The sequence below is a fragment of the Mucilaginibacter flavidus genome (genome assembly GCF_024055575.1).
GTDB lineage: Bacteria > Bacteroidota > Bacteroidia > Sphingobacteriales > Sphingobacteriaceae > Mucilaginibacter > Mucilaginibacter flavidus.
Genome location: NZ_JAMXOE010000005.1, coordinates 131,025 through 145,602 on the forward strand (window position 1 = coordinate 131,025; position 14,578 = coordinate 145,602).

The 14,578-nt window shown below is 43.2% G+C and carries 18 protein-coding genes; 12 read left to right on the forward strand and 6 right to left on the reverse strand.

Annotation, left to right across the window (positions count from 1 at the left end; all coding sequences use genetic code 11):
* The first annotated feature begins 464 nt into the window (after positions 1-464).
* On the forward strand, positions 465-2,024 hold the full coding sequence (locus tag NAF19_RS10950) for a M28 family metallopeptidase (protein ID WP_252790085.1): 1,560 nt from the start codon (positions 465-467) through the stop codon (positions 2,022-2,024).
* A 58-nt stretch (positions 2,025-2,082) separates the two neighbouring features.
* Here NAF19_RS10950 and NAF19_RS10955 read toward each other — a convergent pair whose 3' ends face one another.
* The 3 genes from NAF19_RS10955 to NAF19_RS10965 all read right to left on the reverse strand — a co-directional run bounded on the left by NAF19_RS10955 (position 2,083) and on the right by NAF19_RS10965 (position 4,493).
* Positions 2,083-2,532: an RES family NAD+ phosphorylase gene (locus NAF19_RS10955; RefSeq protein ID WP_252790086.1), complete on the reverse strand. Its 450-nt coding sequence runs from the start codon at positions 2,530-2,532 to the stop codon at positions 2,083-2,085.
* A 7-nt stretch (positions 2,533-2,539) separates the two neighbouring features.
* Positions 2,540-3,028 (reverse strand): Xre family toxin-antitoxin system antitoxin, encoded by a 489-nt coding sequence (locus NAF19_RS10960; RefSeq protein WP_252790087.1) that lies wholly within the window; start codon positions 3,026-3,028, stop codon positions 2,540-2,542.
* Positions 3,029-3,092: 64 nt separating this feature from the next.
* The gene (locus tag NAF19_RS10965; protein ID WP_252790088.1) at positions 3,093-4,493 is read right to left on the reverse strand and encodes an MBL fold metallo-hydrolase RNA specificity domain-containing protein; all 1,401 of its coding nucleotides are present in this window, start codon (positions 4,491-4,493) and stop codon (positions 3,093-3,095) included.
* A 233-nt stretch (positions 4,494-4,726) separates the two neighbouring features.
* Here NAF19_RS10965 and NAF19_RS10970 point away from each other — a divergent pair, with 233 nt between their 5' ends.
* The 4 genes from NAF19_RS10970 (at position 4,727) to NAF19_RS10985 (ending at position 7,874) form a co-directional block, all read left to right on the forward strand.
* Positions 4,727-5,098: a BlaI/MecI/CopY family transcriptional regulator gene (locus tag NAF19_RS10970; protein WP_252790089.1), complete on the forward strand. Its 372-nt coding sequence runs from the start codon at positions 4,727-4,729 to the stop codon at positions 5,096-5,098.
* Positions 5,099-5,100: 2 nt separating this feature from the next.
* Positions 5,101-6,765 carry a M56 family metallopeptidase gene (locus tag NAF19_RS10975; protein WP_252790090.1) on the forward strand — a complete coding sequence of 555 codons (1,665 nt, stop codon included), beginning with the start codon at positions 5,101-5,103 and terminating at the stop codon, positions 6,763-6,765.
* Between the two features lie 117 nt (positions 6,766-6,882).
* Positions 6,883-7,287, forward strand: coding sequence for a hypothetical protein (locus tag NAF19_RS10980; protein WP_252790091.1), 405 nt, complete (start codon positions 6,883-6,885; stop codon positions 7,285-7,287).
* 146 nt (positions 7,288-7,433) lie between these two features.
* Entirely contained in the window at positions 7,434-7,874 is a 441-nt protein-coding gene (locus NAF19_RS10985) for an SPW repeat domain-containing protein (RefSeq protein ID WP_252790092.1), read from the forward strand.
* A 90-nt stretch (positions 7,875-7,964) separates the two neighbouring features.
* Here the strand turns inward: NAF19_RS10985 and NAF19_RS10990 are convergent, their stop codons facing one another.
* Positions 7,965-8,507 carry a Cif family virulence factor gene (locus NAF19_RS10990; protein ID WP_252790093.1) on the reverse strand — a complete coding sequence of 181 codons (543 nt, stop codon included), beginning with the start codon at positions 8,505-8,507 and terminating at the stop codon, positions 7,965-7,967.
* 163 nt (positions 8,508-8,670) lie between these two features.
* On the opposite strand from NAF19_RS10990, the gene NAF19_RS10995 reads away from it, so the two are divergent.
* The 7 genes from NAF19_RS10995 to efp all read left to right on the forward strand — a co-directional run bounded on the left by NAF19_RS10995 (position 8,671) and on the right by efp (position 13,180).
* Entirely contained in the window at positions 8,671-9,006 is a 336-nt protein-coding gene (locus NAF19_RS10995) for a tRNA-binding protein (protein ID WP_252790094.1), read from the forward strand.
* Positions 9,007-9,477: a nucleoside deaminase gene (locus NAF19_RS11000; protein ID WP_252790095.1), complete on the forward strand. Its 471-nt coding sequence runs from the start codon at positions 9,007-9,009 to the stop codon at positions 9,475-9,477.
* A gap of 214 nt (positions 9,478-9,691) precedes the next feature.
* Positions 9,692-10,297 carry a superoxide dismutase gene (locus NAF19_RS11005; protein ID WP_252790096.1) on the forward strand — a complete coding sequence of 202 codons (606 nt, stop codon included), beginning with the start codon at positions 9,692-9,694 and terminating at the stop codon, positions 10,295-10,297.
* A gap of 193 nt (positions 10,298-10,490) precedes the next feature.
* Positions 10,491-11,165 (forward strand): alcohol dehydrogenase catalytic domain-containing protein, encoded by a 675-nt coding sequence (locus NAF19_RS11010; RefSeq protein WP_252790097.1) that lies wholly within the window; start codon positions 10,491-10,493, stop codon positions 11,163-11,165.
* Position 11,166: 1 nt separating this feature from the next.
* On the forward strand, positions 11,167-11,484 hold the full coding sequence (locus tag NAF19_RS11015) for a zinc-binding dehydrogenase (protein WP_252790098.1): 318 nt from the start codon (positions 11,167-11,169) through the stop codon (positions 11,482-11,484).
* A gap of 5 nt (positions 11,485-11,489) precedes the next feature.
* On the forward strand, positions 11,490-12,500 hold the full coding sequence (locus NAF19_RS11020) for a ferredoxin--NADP reductase (protein ID WP_252790099.1): 1,011 nt from the start codon (positions 11,490-11,492) through the stop codon (positions 12,498-12,500).
* Between the two features lie 116 nt (positions 12,501-12,616).
* The gene (gene efp / locus NAF19_RS11025; RefSeq protein ID WP_252790100.1) at positions 12,617-13,180 is read left to right on the forward strand and encodes an elongation factor P; all 564 of its coding nucleotides are present in this window, start codon (positions 12,617-12,619) and stop codon (positions 13,178-13,180) included.
* A gap of 65 nt (positions 13,181-13,245) precedes the next feature.
* Here the strand turns inward: efp and NAF19_RS11030 are convergent, their stop codons facing one another.
* Together NAF19_RS11030 and NAF19_RS11035 are read right to left on the reverse strand one after the other, a co-directional pair.
* Positions 13,246-13,680, reverse strand: coding sequence for a DUF5990 family protein (locus tag NAF19_RS11030; RefSeq protein ID WP_252790101.1), 435 nt, complete (start codon positions 13,678-13,680; stop codon positions 13,246-13,248).
* A 76-nt stretch (positions 13,681-13,756) separates the two neighbouring features.
* A complete protein-coding gene (locus tag NAF19_RS11035; protein WP_252790102.1) occupies positions 13,757-14,539 on the reverse strand; it encodes an exodeoxyribonuclease III in 783 nt (260 codons plus the stop codon).
* Positions 14,540-14,578: the final 39 nt, after the last annotated feature.

Genomic DNA, 14,578 nt, shown 5'->3' on the forward strand with positions numbered 1-14,578 from the left:
TACAAGAAATCAAGACACAAGAGTCAAGAAAAACGGTTCGTTAATCTTGGCTACATTGCTTTACTTTGGCGTCTTCCTCTGCGTTAATTTCAGCCTGGTTTCCCGCTCTAAAAGTTGTCCTGTCCAATCTGGGAGGGTTGTTTTCCGGATAATTATATGCTATGCTATTCAGATAATTTGCGATACGTAATCTTTCCTACCATGTTAATGATCTGGAATATTCAGCCTGCCTTTTAACAGCTTCGTCCGCAGTTTGTGCTTTAAACGCAGTCCGGTCCAAACAATACTCACTCATACGTCAAATATACTCCCAATTAATTACCACTTGTAACAACTTTGTTAACAGGCATTTTGAGTTTTGCAATTTTTAATAAATAAGTTTGTTTGCAACTGACAACATTATTAACTGAACAATTTATGCCCGCAAACAACTCGGGCCTCAATTGGAAAACTATTAACTCTGTATGAAAATAAATTTACTTTACACCTGCCTGCTTTTAGCGGCTACTGCGGGCACTGCATTTGCCCAGGACACGCCCGATCCGGCGATGGTTCAAAAAATCCGGGAAGAAGGCCTCAATCATTCAAAAGTGATGGATATTGCTTTCCATTTAACCGACGTTTCAGGTCCGCGTTTGTCAGGATCGCCCGGCTTAAAACGTGCGCAGGATTGGGCCGTAAATGAATTAAAAACCTGGGGCATGGCAAACGCCAAACGCGAAGCCTGGGGTAAATTCGGCAAAGGCTGGGAGGTTCAAAAAAACTATGTAGCCATGACAGTTCCGTACTATCATGCGCTGATAGCAATCCCCAAAGCATGGACGCCGAGTACAAATGGCCTTATTAAAGGCGATGTGGTTTTGGTAAAAGCCGACACCACTACCGACCTTGACAAATACAAAGGCACGCTGAAAGGTAAAATTGTAATATTTGACACCAAACCAGGTGTTGAGCGTACTTACAAAGCCGATGGAGTTCGGTATACCGACGAAGACCTTGACAAAATGGCGACTGCCAAACCACAGGCCCCTGGTCAGCGCCGCGGCGGACCAAATGCAAACGCTGCTGCGTTTCAAAAAGCTCGCGCAATGCGTGCCGCCATTAACACATTTTTAATGGACGAAAATGTTGGCTTAATTTTAACCCAGGCCCGCGGCGCCGATGGCACAGTATTCACCACCAACGGAGCATCATACGCCGATACAGCTAAGAAGGTATCGCCTGAACTTGAAACAAGCGGCGAAGATTTTCAGCGTATTTTACGACTGGTTAAGACCGGTATAAAAGTTAGCGTTGAGGCCGACATAAAAACCCAGTTTTTTACCGATGACTTGCAGGGCTATGACGTGGTTGGCGAAATACCAGGCACCGATCCTAAATTAAAAGAACAACTTGTTATGGTTGGCGGCCACCTCGACTCGTGGCATGCTGCAACCGGCGGTACTGATAACGCAGCCGGCAGCGCTGTGATGATGGAAGTGATGCGCATATTAAAAGCAGTTGAATTCAAACCACGCCGCACCATCCGCATAGCTTTGTGGAGCTCGGAAGAGCAGGGCTTATTCGGCTCGCGCGGGTATGTGCTTAACCATTTCGGCGACCCTAAAACTATGGAGCTAAAGCCTGAACAGGCAAAAGTTTCGGCTTACTATAACCTTGATAACGGCAGCGGTAAAATACGCGGCATTTATTTACAGGGAGATTCGGTAGCGGGGCCAATATTTAAAGCATGGCTGGCTCCGTTTAAAGATCTTGGCGCTACAACCGTTACCATCAGCAATACCGGCAGCACCGACCACGTATCATTTGACGCGGTAGGCATCCCCGGCTTCCAGTTTATACAGGACGCGTTGGATTATGGCTCACGTACACACCACAGCAACCAGGATACTTATGATAAGTTAAGCGAGGATGATTTAAAACAAGCAGCAACTATTGTAGCATCGTTTGTTTACAATACCTCGCAGCGCGATGAAATGATTCCGCGCAAAGAGTTGCCAAAACCGCAGCCAGCCAGGAATTAATTTTAATAGGAATTTAAAAAGCGCCTGATGAAGTAACAATCTTCATCAGGCGCTTTTTTTAAGCCTTTATCCTGCTGTCGAATACAAAAGATTGTCGTTTCACAATCTTTATCTCCCCGAAATCTTTATGCTTCGGGTTCAGCAGGTAGTTTACTTCTTCGCTTACAATTGATGAGGGCACCTGTAATACCGCGGTATCATTGTCACTTGTCCATTTTTCTCCTATTCGCTGGGTAAGGTAAACCTGGTCGTAATCCTTCCAGTCCGCAGGCAAATCTTTTAAAAGGATTTTTTTTATTTTGATGTGCTGTGGGATATCAATAGTCAATACATCAAAAACCTGGTTAAGGCCTTTACCGCTGCGGTGAACCACATTTTCCAAACACGCCAGCGAGCGTGATGACGCAGTATAAATCATTTCCACATCATTAGGGTTCCAACGTGCTGCCCTGCCAGATGCGATTAGTTTTTGCGAGTACTTTGAAAGTATAATGCGGTATACCAGCATACCTTGTTTAGGCTAAATCACCAAACTCAATGCGGATGAGTTCTTCTTCGATTAGCTGTATACCGGTGATGGTATCCATTAAAGTAAATGGCAACTGGTTACCAAGCCCATACGCAGGCGTATGCAGCCATTGATGAAAGCTATCCGCAGTGCCAAAAACCTCTGCGCCTTTATCAAAAAGCGCAAATGATTTTAAAAGCTTTTCACTAAGAGCAGCATCGAGCGTTAGCTCACGCGTTACATGATTTTGTATGGTTTTAACCGTAGTTTTAAATGTTTCCTGGAACTCATCCTGGGTAAAACCGGATAAAGAAAGAAATTCAAGGGCCGCTTTGGCGTTTAAGCCTTTTTTTGACTGGGCAAGCAGGTTAATATCATCAGTATAAGAATGTGGCCTTGTAATTAAATAAGGCACTTCAAATTCCGCAACACTCCCGATAACAAGTGGCTCCGTTGAGTACATTTTGGGCTTGTTATTTTTTACTTTAGCTGCCATAAGATGTATTTCTTATACAAATGTAGAAAATTTTCTTAAAAACAAAGAAATTTTTCCAAGATATTTAAATTTCTATTTTCTGATGTTGATATGGTATCTCAACAGACGGAAACCCTTTAGCTAAAATCTTCTCTTTAAAATGCTGTTGCACCTCGTATTCACCATGTACCAGGAATATTTGTTTTACTTTTTCGGGGTCCTGGCAGCTTATAAAGTGCAGTAAATCATCGTAGTCGCCGTGGGCGCTCATTGATTTTATAGCTTGCACTTCTGCCTTTACTTCATATTTCTCACCAAAAATAAACACCTCATGGTCGTGGCGTAGAAGATGGCCGCCGAGTGAATTTGGCTCACAGTAGCCCACCATTAAAATGGTGTTTTTTTCGCTATTAATGTTATTTTTAATATGATGTTTCACCCGGCCGGCCTCGGCCATTCCCGATGATGAAATAATAACACATGGTGTCGGGTTGTCATTTAACGCCTTCGACTCTTCGGTTGATTGAATAAAACTCATCCCCTTAAATCCGAACGGGTTCGCATCGACCTTTAAAACATCGGTTACATCTTTATTATAAACCTCGGGATGGTCCATTAATACATGTGTAGCTTTTTCTGAAAGCGGGCTATCCACATAATAATGTAAATCGGGCAAAATACCTTTTAATTCAAGCGCATTTAAGGCATATAAAAGCTCTTGCGTGCGACCAACACTAAAAGCGGGGATTATGAGCTTCCCTTCCTTTACCTCACAGGTATATTTAATAACTTCAAGCAATGCATCTTCAATTGCGCCAACATCTTTGTGTAGGGAGTCGCCATAGGTCGATTCAAGTAAAATATAGTCGGCCTGTCTGAACGGTTGCGGGCTTTTCAGCAGCATATCGCCGTAGCGGCCAACGTCGCCGCTAAAAGTGATATTTGTTTGTTTCCCGTTCTCGGTTACTGTTAAATGTACCGCAGCGCTTCCTATCAAATGCCCTGCATCAGTAAAGCTGAATTTTACCGAAGGCGTAATTTCATACGCTTCGCCATACTCAACTATCTTAAACAGCCGCAATGATTCCATGGCCTGCTCTTCGTTATATAATGCGTGAAGGAGCGGGAGTCCGTTTTTTTTCCTGTGCTTATTACTGTATTCGGTATCCTGTTCTTGTATTCTAGCCGAATCCATCATCAATATCTTTGCCAAATCCATCGTCGGTGGGGTACAAAATATTTGGCCGTTAAAGCCTTCGGCTACCAGGCGTGGAATAAGGCCGCAATGATCGATATGTGCGTGCGACAATATCAAATAATCAACTTTTACAGGGTTAAACCCAAAATGTTCATTGAGATCTTCGGTATGCTCACCCATCCCCTGGAACATTCCGCAGTCTAATAAAATGGATGTTCCGTCATCTAACCGGAGTAAGTGTTTGCTGCCTGTTACTGTGCGGGCGGCGCCATGAAAGGTTATGTTCATTTAGTATATAATATGCTTTAGGTATATCGCGAATAAATTTTCAATAAAACTTGCGAAACTAATATTTTAGTTGCAATTTAGTTATTCGCAATAATTATTTAAGGTAATAATATTAACCTCATTATTGTTTTATCCTTTAGGTTAAAATACTATTCAACAGCCGGATAAATTAAACCCGGTATATTTTTTAGGCGGAAATTGCGCCAGGCTAAGCAGATTAAATTAAAAAGTGTATGGAAATTAAAGAATTAACACGGGCCGAGGAGCAGATAATGCAGGTGTTGTGGCAATTGCAAAAAGGATTTGTAAAAGATGTGATTGATGTACTGCCCGAACCCAAACCGGCTTACAACACGGTATCAACCATTATAAGGATTTTGGAAGCCAAAGGATTTGTAGGCCACAACGCATTCGGTAAAAGTCATGAATATCACCCCGTAATCAGCAAAGACCAATACCAGAATTTTGCAACCGACAAGCTCATGAACGGTTATTTCGATAATTCGGTGAAGCGCATGTTTTCGTACTTCGTAAAAAAGGAGAAGATCGACCTTAAGGAAGCTGATGAGATTATGAAACTAATTGAAAAACTTAAAGAAAAGTAACCATGACGGGGTGGAACTATTTACTGCTGGTAAACATTTACCTGGTATTGTTTTACGGATTTTATGTTTTGCTGCTGCGAAAGGAAACCTTTTTTCAGCTTAACAGGATTTACCTGGTATCGGCATCGCTGCTTTCGTTTTTCATCCCCATGATACAATCAAACTGGGTAAAAAACCTGTTTATAACTAAAGAAGTTCAGCTTACTATATACAACAGCCCATTAATAGTTTATCAATTTAAACCCAGCCAACATTCACAGGTAAATATCGGGCAGGTGCTGGCAATTATTTACCTGGCCGGGATGACAGTCTTAATTGGCCGCTTTATCTGGCAAATGGTTATATTGAATAAAATTATCAACCAGCCAGAAGCAGCGGTACCGTTTTCTTTTTTCAAAAAAATAAAGCTGGGGCCTAAGCACGAACACAACCATATAATAGCAGCCCACGAACATGTGCATGCCCGCCAATGGCACAGTGCCGATGTTTTATTAATCGAGGCTGTAATGATAATAAATTGGTTCAACCCGGTTGTATATCTTTACCGCTTTGCCATTAAACACATACACGAATATATTGCCGACAGGCAGGCCCTGAAAGCCGGAACCAATAAAAGTGACTATGCTTTGTTACTGCTGAGTCAAACTTTCAACACACCTGCACACCAGTTTGTTAACCCGTTTTATAACCACAGCTTATTAAAAAAGCGCATTAAAATGCTGCAAAAAAACAAGTCGCATAGTATGGCGCTTGTTAAATATGGCTTGTCGGTACCATTGTTTGTTTTGATGCTTATTTTATCATCGGCAACGGTAACCAATAGCGAAACCGTTGATTTTGTAAACAAAAAAGTTGAGCAGGTTTTGCTGGCTCCGGCTACGCTGCCCGACATCAGGCTTGATAGCACCACAATGGTTCATGAGCCAGCTGGGCAAACCAAAGCCCAGTTTGAAAAAACAAACGATTCTATTGCAGAAACACCACCTAAAGTTGAAAGGGTGGCCGCCAGGGAAGCTAATACTAACCCTATTTTCACATCGGTTGAACAGGTTCCACAGTTCCCGGGAGGTATGGAAGGGTTTTCAATGTTCCTGGCCAGAAACACCAGGTACCCGGCCAACATGCGCGAAAATGGCATACAAGGCAGGGTCATAATAAGCTTTGTGGTTGAAACCGACGGCTCATTGTCTGACGTTCATGTTACCCGAGGCGTCGCCGACGAGTTGGATAGAGAGGCTTTGAGGGTTATTTCTTCGTCACCAAAATGGAAACCGGGCGTACAAAATGGGCGCCTCGTACGGGTAGCTTATTCCGTTCCGATTAATTTTGCGCTTTCAACCGATGATGATGAGCCGGTGACCCGCAACACGCCATCAAATGAAAACGGAGCAATCAACAAACCGGACACTATAAAAAAACTCTCCGATTTAGGCATCGCCTTTATGGCCGGTAACCCAATTTATGTTGTGAACGGTAAAGAAGTGAATGATATTAAAAATTTAAACCCCAACAATATTGAAAGCGTTAGCGTACTAAAGGAGGGAACCGGTTTAGCCTTATACGGAAAAAGAGGTCGTGGAGGCGTAATTATGGTTAAAACAAAGCAAGCCGCTTTTAAGGCGCCGTCATTTTTAACGCCATCTAAAGAAACTGAAACAAAACATTAATCTCTAAGATATTAACCTAAAGCTTGTTCTGGCAGCCGGGCGTTCCCGGTTGCCATTTTTTATTGCTTTGTTTTGTTTAAGCCTATTTTTTATATTTATATCAAAAAATCTTTCACAATGAACTGGAAACTTATATTTCAACTGTCGCTTTTTGGGTTGATAATGGCCTTTGGCACTGTATCATTAATACCCCAGGATGTTGAACCTGTATTTTGGGTAGTCATATTTATTTTTTGTTCCGCTGTAATTGCACGGGTTTGCGCAGCCAAGTATTTTTTATATGGATTTTTTACCGGGCTGGTTAACTGCGTGTGGATAACGGTTGTGCATGTCCTTTTTTACGCAAAATACATTACAGGCCATAAACAAATGGATGTTATGGCAGGCAAAATGCCTGAATCGTTTGCCGCACATCCCCGTGTGGCAATGGCAATTGCCGGCCTGGGTTTAGGCATAATATCAGCAATAGTGTTCGGCCTGATTGCCTTTATAGCCTCAAAAATTGTAAAAAAGAGGCAATAACCGCAGTCCATAGTAAAATTTTGCAGTATTGCGTAAGAATTATAAGGAAATGGGTTCCAGATAAATTCAAATTTTATACCTTTGGCAACAATTACAGCAATTGAGTAGTTGTAAAATAAAAACTCAAATCGTATAAAATAAAAAATATGAAACCGTTTATTTCAACAGCAGTTTATGGCGTTTTAAATTATATAATTGCGCTTACGCTTATTGCTTCGCCCTGGTTATTTGATTTGCGCAGTATTTCGAGCGCTGCATTCTTTTTACCTATATATATCGGTTGGTTGCAGTTAATAATGGCGATATTTACCAATAACGAAACCGGCTTTATCAAACAATTCCCGGTGCGCATACACTACACGCTTGATGTGGTGATGGGCTTTATATTATTGATGTCGCCGTTTATTTATGGCTTCGCTTTTGATTCAGTTCGCGCAGCCGGTGTGTTTAAAGGCGTGTTTTTACCGGAAGTATTATTAGGTGGTCTTTTATTCATTATGGGCTTGTTCACCAAAAAATCACCCTTTACATCAGGATTGCCAAAGACACATGCGGAAGGATTGATCGGCTCGACAGATTCGATTTAATTATAACAGTACCCGTAAAAAAATAGAAAGGCGCATAATTCACTTATGCGCCTTTTGCTTTAAATATAATTTCAGTCGGACAAAAAAACCTTAATTTCCCATTCCTTTTTCAGGAACCCAAACCTGGGTTTTGATGAGCCATTTGCCATTTATCTGCCGCAGTACTATTCCGAAGGCCCCTCTCGCAGTAAAACGTGCATGCCCCGGCAACTCTCCGCTGTAGGATACCGGCACAATTACATAAACATTATCATCTGTTTGCTGGTAAACTGTCACCTGGTCAATCACACCTTTAAATTTTGAAATGTGGTTATCCTTTACTGCCTTTTCAACGGCATTTACCCATTGTATACCGGCAGTAGGACCATTCCAGGAATATGGTGGCTCATCGTCGGCAACAACAGCATTCGGGGTATATAAATTGGCAACAGCCTGGTCATTAAAGTCATTAGCGGCATAAATAGCTATACGCACAACTTCCATTACATCAGCATGGGGGATAGTATCAGCTTTGTGAATGCGTATTTTCCCCGTCGTAATTTTTTTAAGGGGCAATTTAGTATAACCTTGAGATGCGGAGCAGCTTAATGCAACCAGGCCAAAAACGGAAACAAGCAGTATCCTTTTTATCATGATATTTAAATTGACGCTACCCTGCCTTTAATTCACAGGATAAACCAGCCGGAAGTTAATAGTTATTAGTTCCCGAATATAAAAAAAGGATTTGATGGATAAAAACATAAAATAAAGCAGCCCATAGGTACCACAATTGTTTGGCGCTTTATACCTTTGCGCCATGGAAACTATCACCTGGCACGATTTTGAAAAAGTAGAACTCCATGCCGGTACAATTTTAGAAGTAGCCGATTTCCCTGAAGCCAGCAACCCGGCCTATAAAATCAAGGTTGATTTCGGTCCATTTGGTGTGAAATGGTCGAGCGCTCAAATTACGAAACACTACACCAAAGAAGAGCTGCCCGGACGGCAGGTAGTAGGCGTAATTAACTTCCCCAAAAAACAAATAGCGAACTTTATGTCGGAGTTTTTGGTCACTGGCTTTGCCGATGAAAATGGCGACATAGTTTTGGCTGCAATTAATAAGCCCGTACCAAACGGCAGTAAACTTATATAAATGAGGTATATTAATTTCGGCGACGAGCCAACCATATCGCCCGACGACTTTTTTATGGGTGAGGCTTTAAAAGAAGCCCAGGCCGCGCTTGCCGCCGACGAGATACCCATAGGCGCCGTTGTAGTTTGGAACGGCCGGATTATCGGCCGGGGCCATAACTTAACCGAGCGGCTGAACGATGTGTCAGCGCATGCCGAAATGCAGGCATTAACTGCCGCTGCCAATTCAACTGGTGGCAAATATTTACGCGATTGCACCCTGTATGTAACTATGGAGCCCTGCGTAATGTGCGCAGGCGCCTGCTATTGGTTCCAGCTTAGCCGAGTAGTTTTTGGTGCTTATGATGTCAAGCTGGGCTTTGGTCGCTTAAATCAAAAAATAACACACCCCAAGACGGTTATCACCGGCGGTATTCGCGAAAATGAGTGTGCTGAGTTGGTGAGGGGATTTTTTAAATCGAAGAGGAAGTAGATTTTTTAGTTCATAGTTGATGGTTCATAGTTCATAGCCGCTGCAATTCGCGCTTCCTTGGCTCTTGATTCTTGGCCCTTGACTCTCTTTTTACTATGAACTATGAACAATCAACTATGAACTCCTCAAAAGAATGACATTTATAAGAACAAATATCACTTTGAACGCTTTATATTTGTTACATACTATCGTTAAAACTTTAAACTAATTCATTATGGCTTTTACACTACCGGCGTTGTCTTACGCTACCGATGCCCTTGAACCGCACATTGATAAACTGACCATGGAAATCCACCATGGCAAACATCACCAGGCTTATGTTACTAACTTAAACAAAGCCCTTGAAGGCAAGCCTGAAGCTGATGGCAACATCGATGATATTATAAAAAATATTTCGAAATTTCCGCCTGCTGTGCGCAATAACGGCGGTGGCCACTACAACCACAGCTTGTTCTGGACATTGCTTTCGCCAAATGGCGGCGGTGAGCCTACAGGCGCTTTGGCTGCTGCAATTACCAGCACCTTCGGTTCGTTTGCTGATTTTAAAACCAAAGTACAGGAAGCTGGTGCAACCCGTTTCGGCTCAGGTTGGGCATGGCTTATCGTTACGGCTGATAAAAAATTAGCGGTAACATCAACCCCTAACCAGGACAACCCATTAATGGATATTGCCGAGGTAAAAGGCACTCCAATTTTAGGTATCGACGTTTGGGAACATGCTTACTACTTAAAATACCAAAATCGCCGCCCCGATTATTTAGCGGCAATATGGAACGTTATTAACTGGAACCACGTAGCTGAACTTTACAGCAAAGCGTAGGTTCAAGATCACATCCTTCACTCGTCATTGCGAGGAACGAAGCAAACTCTGCGTAGGACAATCAATTTACCTGATGTTTGTCTTATACGAAATGCCGCGCGCTTTTTGGCCAACACAAGCTTTATTGGTTCATAATTTGCATTTGAAGAGGTTGCTTCGTTCCTCGCAATGACGCTTTTATATAATCCCATCTATGAAAGCAATAGTTCTCGAAGCAGCAGACAAGGCAGTTATCTATAAAGAAGTTGATAAGCCAACCCTTGCACCCGGCGAGGCGCTGGTACAAATAAAGGCCGCGGCATTAAACCGCCGCGATTACTGGATAACCATCGGTAAATACGCAGGGATTAAATACCCAACCATATTAGGTTCTGATGGTGCAGGTATTGTTGCTGAAGTTGGCAGCGATACTGATAAGCACTTAATTGGGCAGGAAGTAATTATCAACCCGGGCGATGGCTGGGGCGACGACCCGAATTTCCAATCAGACAATTTTAAAATCCTCGGCCTGCCCGATGATGGCACACTAGCTGAATATGTAAAAGTGCAGGCAAAATATCTTCATGCCAAACCACCCCATTTAACCTGGGAGCAGGCTGCAGCATTACCATTAGCCGGAGTAACAGTTTACAGGGCACTGTTTACCAAAGGCAAGTTGCAAAAAGGGCAAAAAGTATTGGTTACCGGCGTAGGAGGAGGCACAGGTACAACTGCTTTACAGTTTGCGCATGCGGCGGGTTGCCCGGTTTTTGTAACATCAGGCTCGGGCGAAAAAATTGAACGTGCCAAAAAGTTGGGTGCGGCGGCCGGTGTAAACTACAAGGCACAGGATTGGGCCGAACAACTGCAACTACTTAGGCGGATTTGATGTGATAATCGACAGCGCCCTGGGCGATGGCTTTGCCAAACTACCAGATTTATGCAGGCCCGGCGGCCGCATCGTTGTTTTTGGTGGCACCGCAGGTAATTTTCCGCCGTTAAACGGCCGCAAAATATTTTGGCGTCAACTGCAAATAATTGGCACAATGATGGGTAACGAGGATGATTTTAAGGCAATGGTCAATTTTGTAAATGAGCATAAAATTATACCGGCTGTTGACGAGGTTTATCCGTTAAGCAACGCGGCCGAAGCGATAGCCAAAATGGAAAAATCGACCCAGTTTGGTAAAATAGTGATAACTGTGTAATAGCTATGCTTCAGTTAAAGGTTGAAGCCATAAAATGGGAATTGCATGATACGGCCACCTTCTTTTTGAGGGAGGTATCCGGTAGTAAAATCCATTACAAAGCCGGGCAGTTTATAACATTGGTGTTTACCCATCACGCCGACGAGATACGGCGATCCTATTCTTTAAGCTCGTCGCCCGATGACGAATTGCTTTCCATCACCGTAAAACGAATTGCCAATGGCGAGATATCGCGTTTTATGCTGACTAAAATAAAACCGGGCGATATATTAAATGCTGTTGAACCAGCGGGTAGGTTTGTGATAAGTAATTTCGAAGAAGAGAAAGATATTTTTCTTTTTGCCGCCGGCAGCGGTATTGTGCCAATATTCTCTCAATTAAAATATGTGCTGCCCCGACTGGGCAAAAGCAGGCTTACGCTTATTTACAGTAACATTAGCCGACAATCAATCCTGTTTAATACTGAGATCGAGTTGCTGGCAAAATTGTACGCAGATAGGTTCAGGATAATCCACCAACTGAGCAGTGATGCAAACAGGTTGAATAACCTCGTAGTTGAGCGACTGGTGCGCAGTGAAATAAAACATCAACCATCGCAGGCAGAAATCTACATCTGCGGGCCATTTGCTTATATGCGGATGATTAGGTTAACACTGCTTTATATGGGGTTTGAAACCGGCCAAATCCGTAAGGAAAACTTTGTACTTGAAACTATCCCGGTTTCTGCATGCACGGTAAGCTTTCCGCCCCGCAATATCAAAATTCATTTTAGAAACGAAACGTACGACCTTTTGGTCGGTGAAAACCAATCAATATTGCAGGCCGCTTTGCAAAATAATATCCAACTCCCCTACAGCTGCCGCGTGGGCGATTGCTCAACCTGCGCCGCCAAATGCAAAACCGGCAAAGTTGAAATGGCAAAAAACGACGTGCTCACCGATGTTGACCTCGCCGATGGCTGGATATTAACCTGCACCGGGCATCCAATTAGTGACGATGTGATTATAGAATTTTAATCTAACACCAAAATGATACGCTGCGAAAAACTGATCTCTAATCAACTAACCTCTAATCTCCAACACTTGTTTCTTTCCCGTTAACTCGCTAAGTTTGCGCCTCAATTTATATTGTTATGTCAAAAGCATCCGAAATAAAAAATGGCAACATACTCCGTTTTAACGGCGAGTTGCTGCAGGTAGAAGAATTTTTGCACCGTACTCCCGGTAACTTACGTGCATTTTACCAGGCACGTATGCGCAACGTAAAATCAGGAAAGTTGGTTGAATACCGTTTCCGTACGGATGAGGATGTGACCATCGCACGTGTTGAAACCAACAATTATCAATATTTATACGAAGACGGTGACCAACTGGTGATAATGGATAACTCCACTTACGACCAGCACAACGTACCCAAAGCATTATTTGGCCCCGCAGTTAAATTCCTGAAAGAGGGAATGAATGTAATTGTGGCTTTTGAAAGCGAAGAACCAATTATGGGTTCAGTACCAACCTCAGCCGAGCTTGAAGTAACTTATACCGAACCCGCTGTAAAAGGCGATACCTCAACCGGTGCGCTTAAAAACGCAACCCTTGAAACCGGTGCCGAAATAAAGGTTCCACTGTTTATCAATATTGGCGACAAGGTAAGGGTTGATACAACCACCGGTTCTTATGTCGAAAGAGTGAAAGCGTAGAGCCCCCTAGCCCCCTAAAGGGGGAACTTTTGGTTAAGATATTCAAGCCTCCAAATTTGGGGGCTTTATTTTTTTGGTAATGTTTTTAGTCGCCACCCGGAAAATGGCTTTACTGTTGCGCAGGTAGGCGCGCCATTTTTTGCCGTGCCCTGCAAGTACGTTTCGAGGCCTGCATTAGCTTGGTCAATCATGTCCCAGGTAATGCCTCTTAAAGGTATTTTAAGCCGCCAGCCAGAATGTAATTGCTGCCCGGCATAAGTGCCAATATTTAAATATAGAAATTTTTCTGAAGGTGCACCCTGTACAAACGGGCCGCCGAAGCCGGGCGCAATATCTTTTTGCTTGTCGCCTTTTATAGCTATAACCCATTCAAAATGTAAATCCTGTCCGGTTGAATGTTGGATTTGCTCGATTTCAACTTTACCGCCATGGCCTTTCTGCAGGCCATAATCCAGGCCTGCTGGTGGAGTTTGGATGGTGATGTGGAGGGCGAGTGTCATAACTACTAATATACAACGAGATTTGCAATTCTATAAAACTGACAATCTAAAAACATCTCAATAAAAAGCTCCCCTTTTAGGGGGCCGGGGGGCCGAAGTCCAATTCCAGTAACACCGGGCAATGATCCGAATGCCTTGCTTCCGGCAATATCGCCGCCCGCTTTATATTTTCTTCAAGCGCGTGTGTAGCCATGTTATAATCAATGCGCCAGCCTAAGTTTTTAGCCCTCGAATTTGCCCGGAAACTCCACCACGTATAATTATGCGGCTCCTTATTTAAATGTCGGAATGTATCGATATAACCCGACTCCAAAAAGTTCTCCATCCATTCACGTTCCTCAGGTAAAAACCCAGATGAGTTAGCGTTTGATTTTGGATTATGGATATCAATCGGCCGGTGGCAAATATTATAATCGCCGGACACAACCAGTTTTGGACATTGCGATTGCAGCAGTTCAAGATAGCGACCAAACTCATCTAAAAAACGGTATTTAAAAGCCTGCCTGTCGTCGCCGCTTGAGCCAGACGGGAAATAAACGCTCATTACAGAAACGTCATCAAAATCAACGCGGATATTGCGGCCCTCGCGGTCGTAATCGCTGATGCCGCAGCCGTATTCAACATGTTTGGGGGTTTGTTTGGTAAAGATGGCTGTGCCACTGTAGCCCTTCTTTTCGGCAGGATACCAGTAATGTTCATAGCCCAGATCCTCTACCAATTTTAAATCGGTAAGCACATCCGGAGTAGCTTTAATTTCCTGCAGGCAAACCACATCGGCATCGGTGGCCTGCAACCATGCCAACCAGTTTTTGTTGATTGCCGAGCGGATACCGTTAACGTTATAAGTGATAATTTTCATATGCCCCCTGGCCCCCTAAAGGGGGGAATTATGGCCTCC

Coding starts and splice junctions, on each gene's coding strand:
- NAF19_RS10950 (WP_252790085.1), top strand. CDS start 465: ATGAAAATAAATTTACTTTACACCTGCCTGCTTTTAGCGGCTACTGCG.
- NAF19_RS10955 (WP_252790086.1), bottom strand. CDS start 2,532: ATGCTGGTATACCGCATTATACTTTCAAAGTACTCGCAAAAACTAATC.
- NAF19_RS10960 (WP_252790087.1), bottom strand. CDS start 3,028: ATGGCAGCTAAAGTAAAAAATAACAAGCCCAAAATGTACTCAACGGAG.
- NAF19_RS10965 (WP_252790088.1), bottom strand. CDS start 4,493: ATGAACATAACCTTTCATGGCGCCGCCCGCACAGTAACAGGCAGCAAA.
- NAF19_RS10970 (WP_252790089.1), top strand. CDS start 4,727: ATGGAAATTAAAGAATTAACACGGGCCGAGGAGCAGATAATGCAGGTG.
- NAF19_RS10975 (WP_252790090.1), top strand. CDS start 5,101: ATGACGGGGTGGAACTATTTACTGCTGGTAAACATTTACCTGGTATTG.
- NAF19_RS10980 (WP_252790091.1), top strand. CDS start 6,883: ATGAACTGGAAACTTATATTTCAACTGTCGCTTTTTGGGTTGATAATG.
- NAF19_RS10985 (WP_252790092.1), top strand. CDS start 7,434: ATGAAACCGTTTATTTCAACAGCAGTTTATGGCGTTTTAAATTATATA.
- NAF19_RS10990 (WP_252790093.1), bottom strand. CDS start 8,507: ATGATAAAAAGGATACTGCTTGTTTCCGTTTTTGGCCTGGTTGCATTA.
- NAF19_RS10995 (WP_252790094.1), top strand. CDS start 8,671: ATGGAAACTATCACCTGGCACGATTTTGAAAAAGTAGAACTCCATGCC.
- NAF19_RS11000 (WP_252790095.1), top strand. CDS start 9,007: ATGAGGTATATTAATTTCGGCGACGAGCCAACCATATCGCCCGACGAC.
- NAF19_RS11005 (WP_252790096.1), top strand. CDS start 9,692: ATGGCTTTTACACTACCGGCGTTGTCTTACGCTACCGATGCCCTTGAA.
- NAF19_RS11010 (WP_252790097.1), top strand. CDS start 10,491: ATGAAAGCAATAGTTCTCGAAGCAGCAGACAAGGCAGTTATCTATAAA.
- NAF19_RS11020 (WP_252790099.1), top strand. CDS start 11,490: ATGCTTCAGTTAAAGGTTGAAGCCATAAAATGGGAATTGCATGATACG.
- efp (WP_252790100.1), top strand. CDS start 12,617: ATGTCAAAAGCATCCGAAATAAAAAATGGCAACATACTCCGTTTTAAC.
- NAF19_RS11030 (WP_252790101.1), bottom strand. CDS start 13,680: ATGACACTCGCCCTCCACATCACCATCCAAACTCCACCAGCAGGCCTG.
- NAF19_RS11035 (WP_252790102.1), bottom strand. CDS start 14,539: ATGAAAATTATCACTTATAACGTTAACGGTATCCGCTCGGCAATCAAC.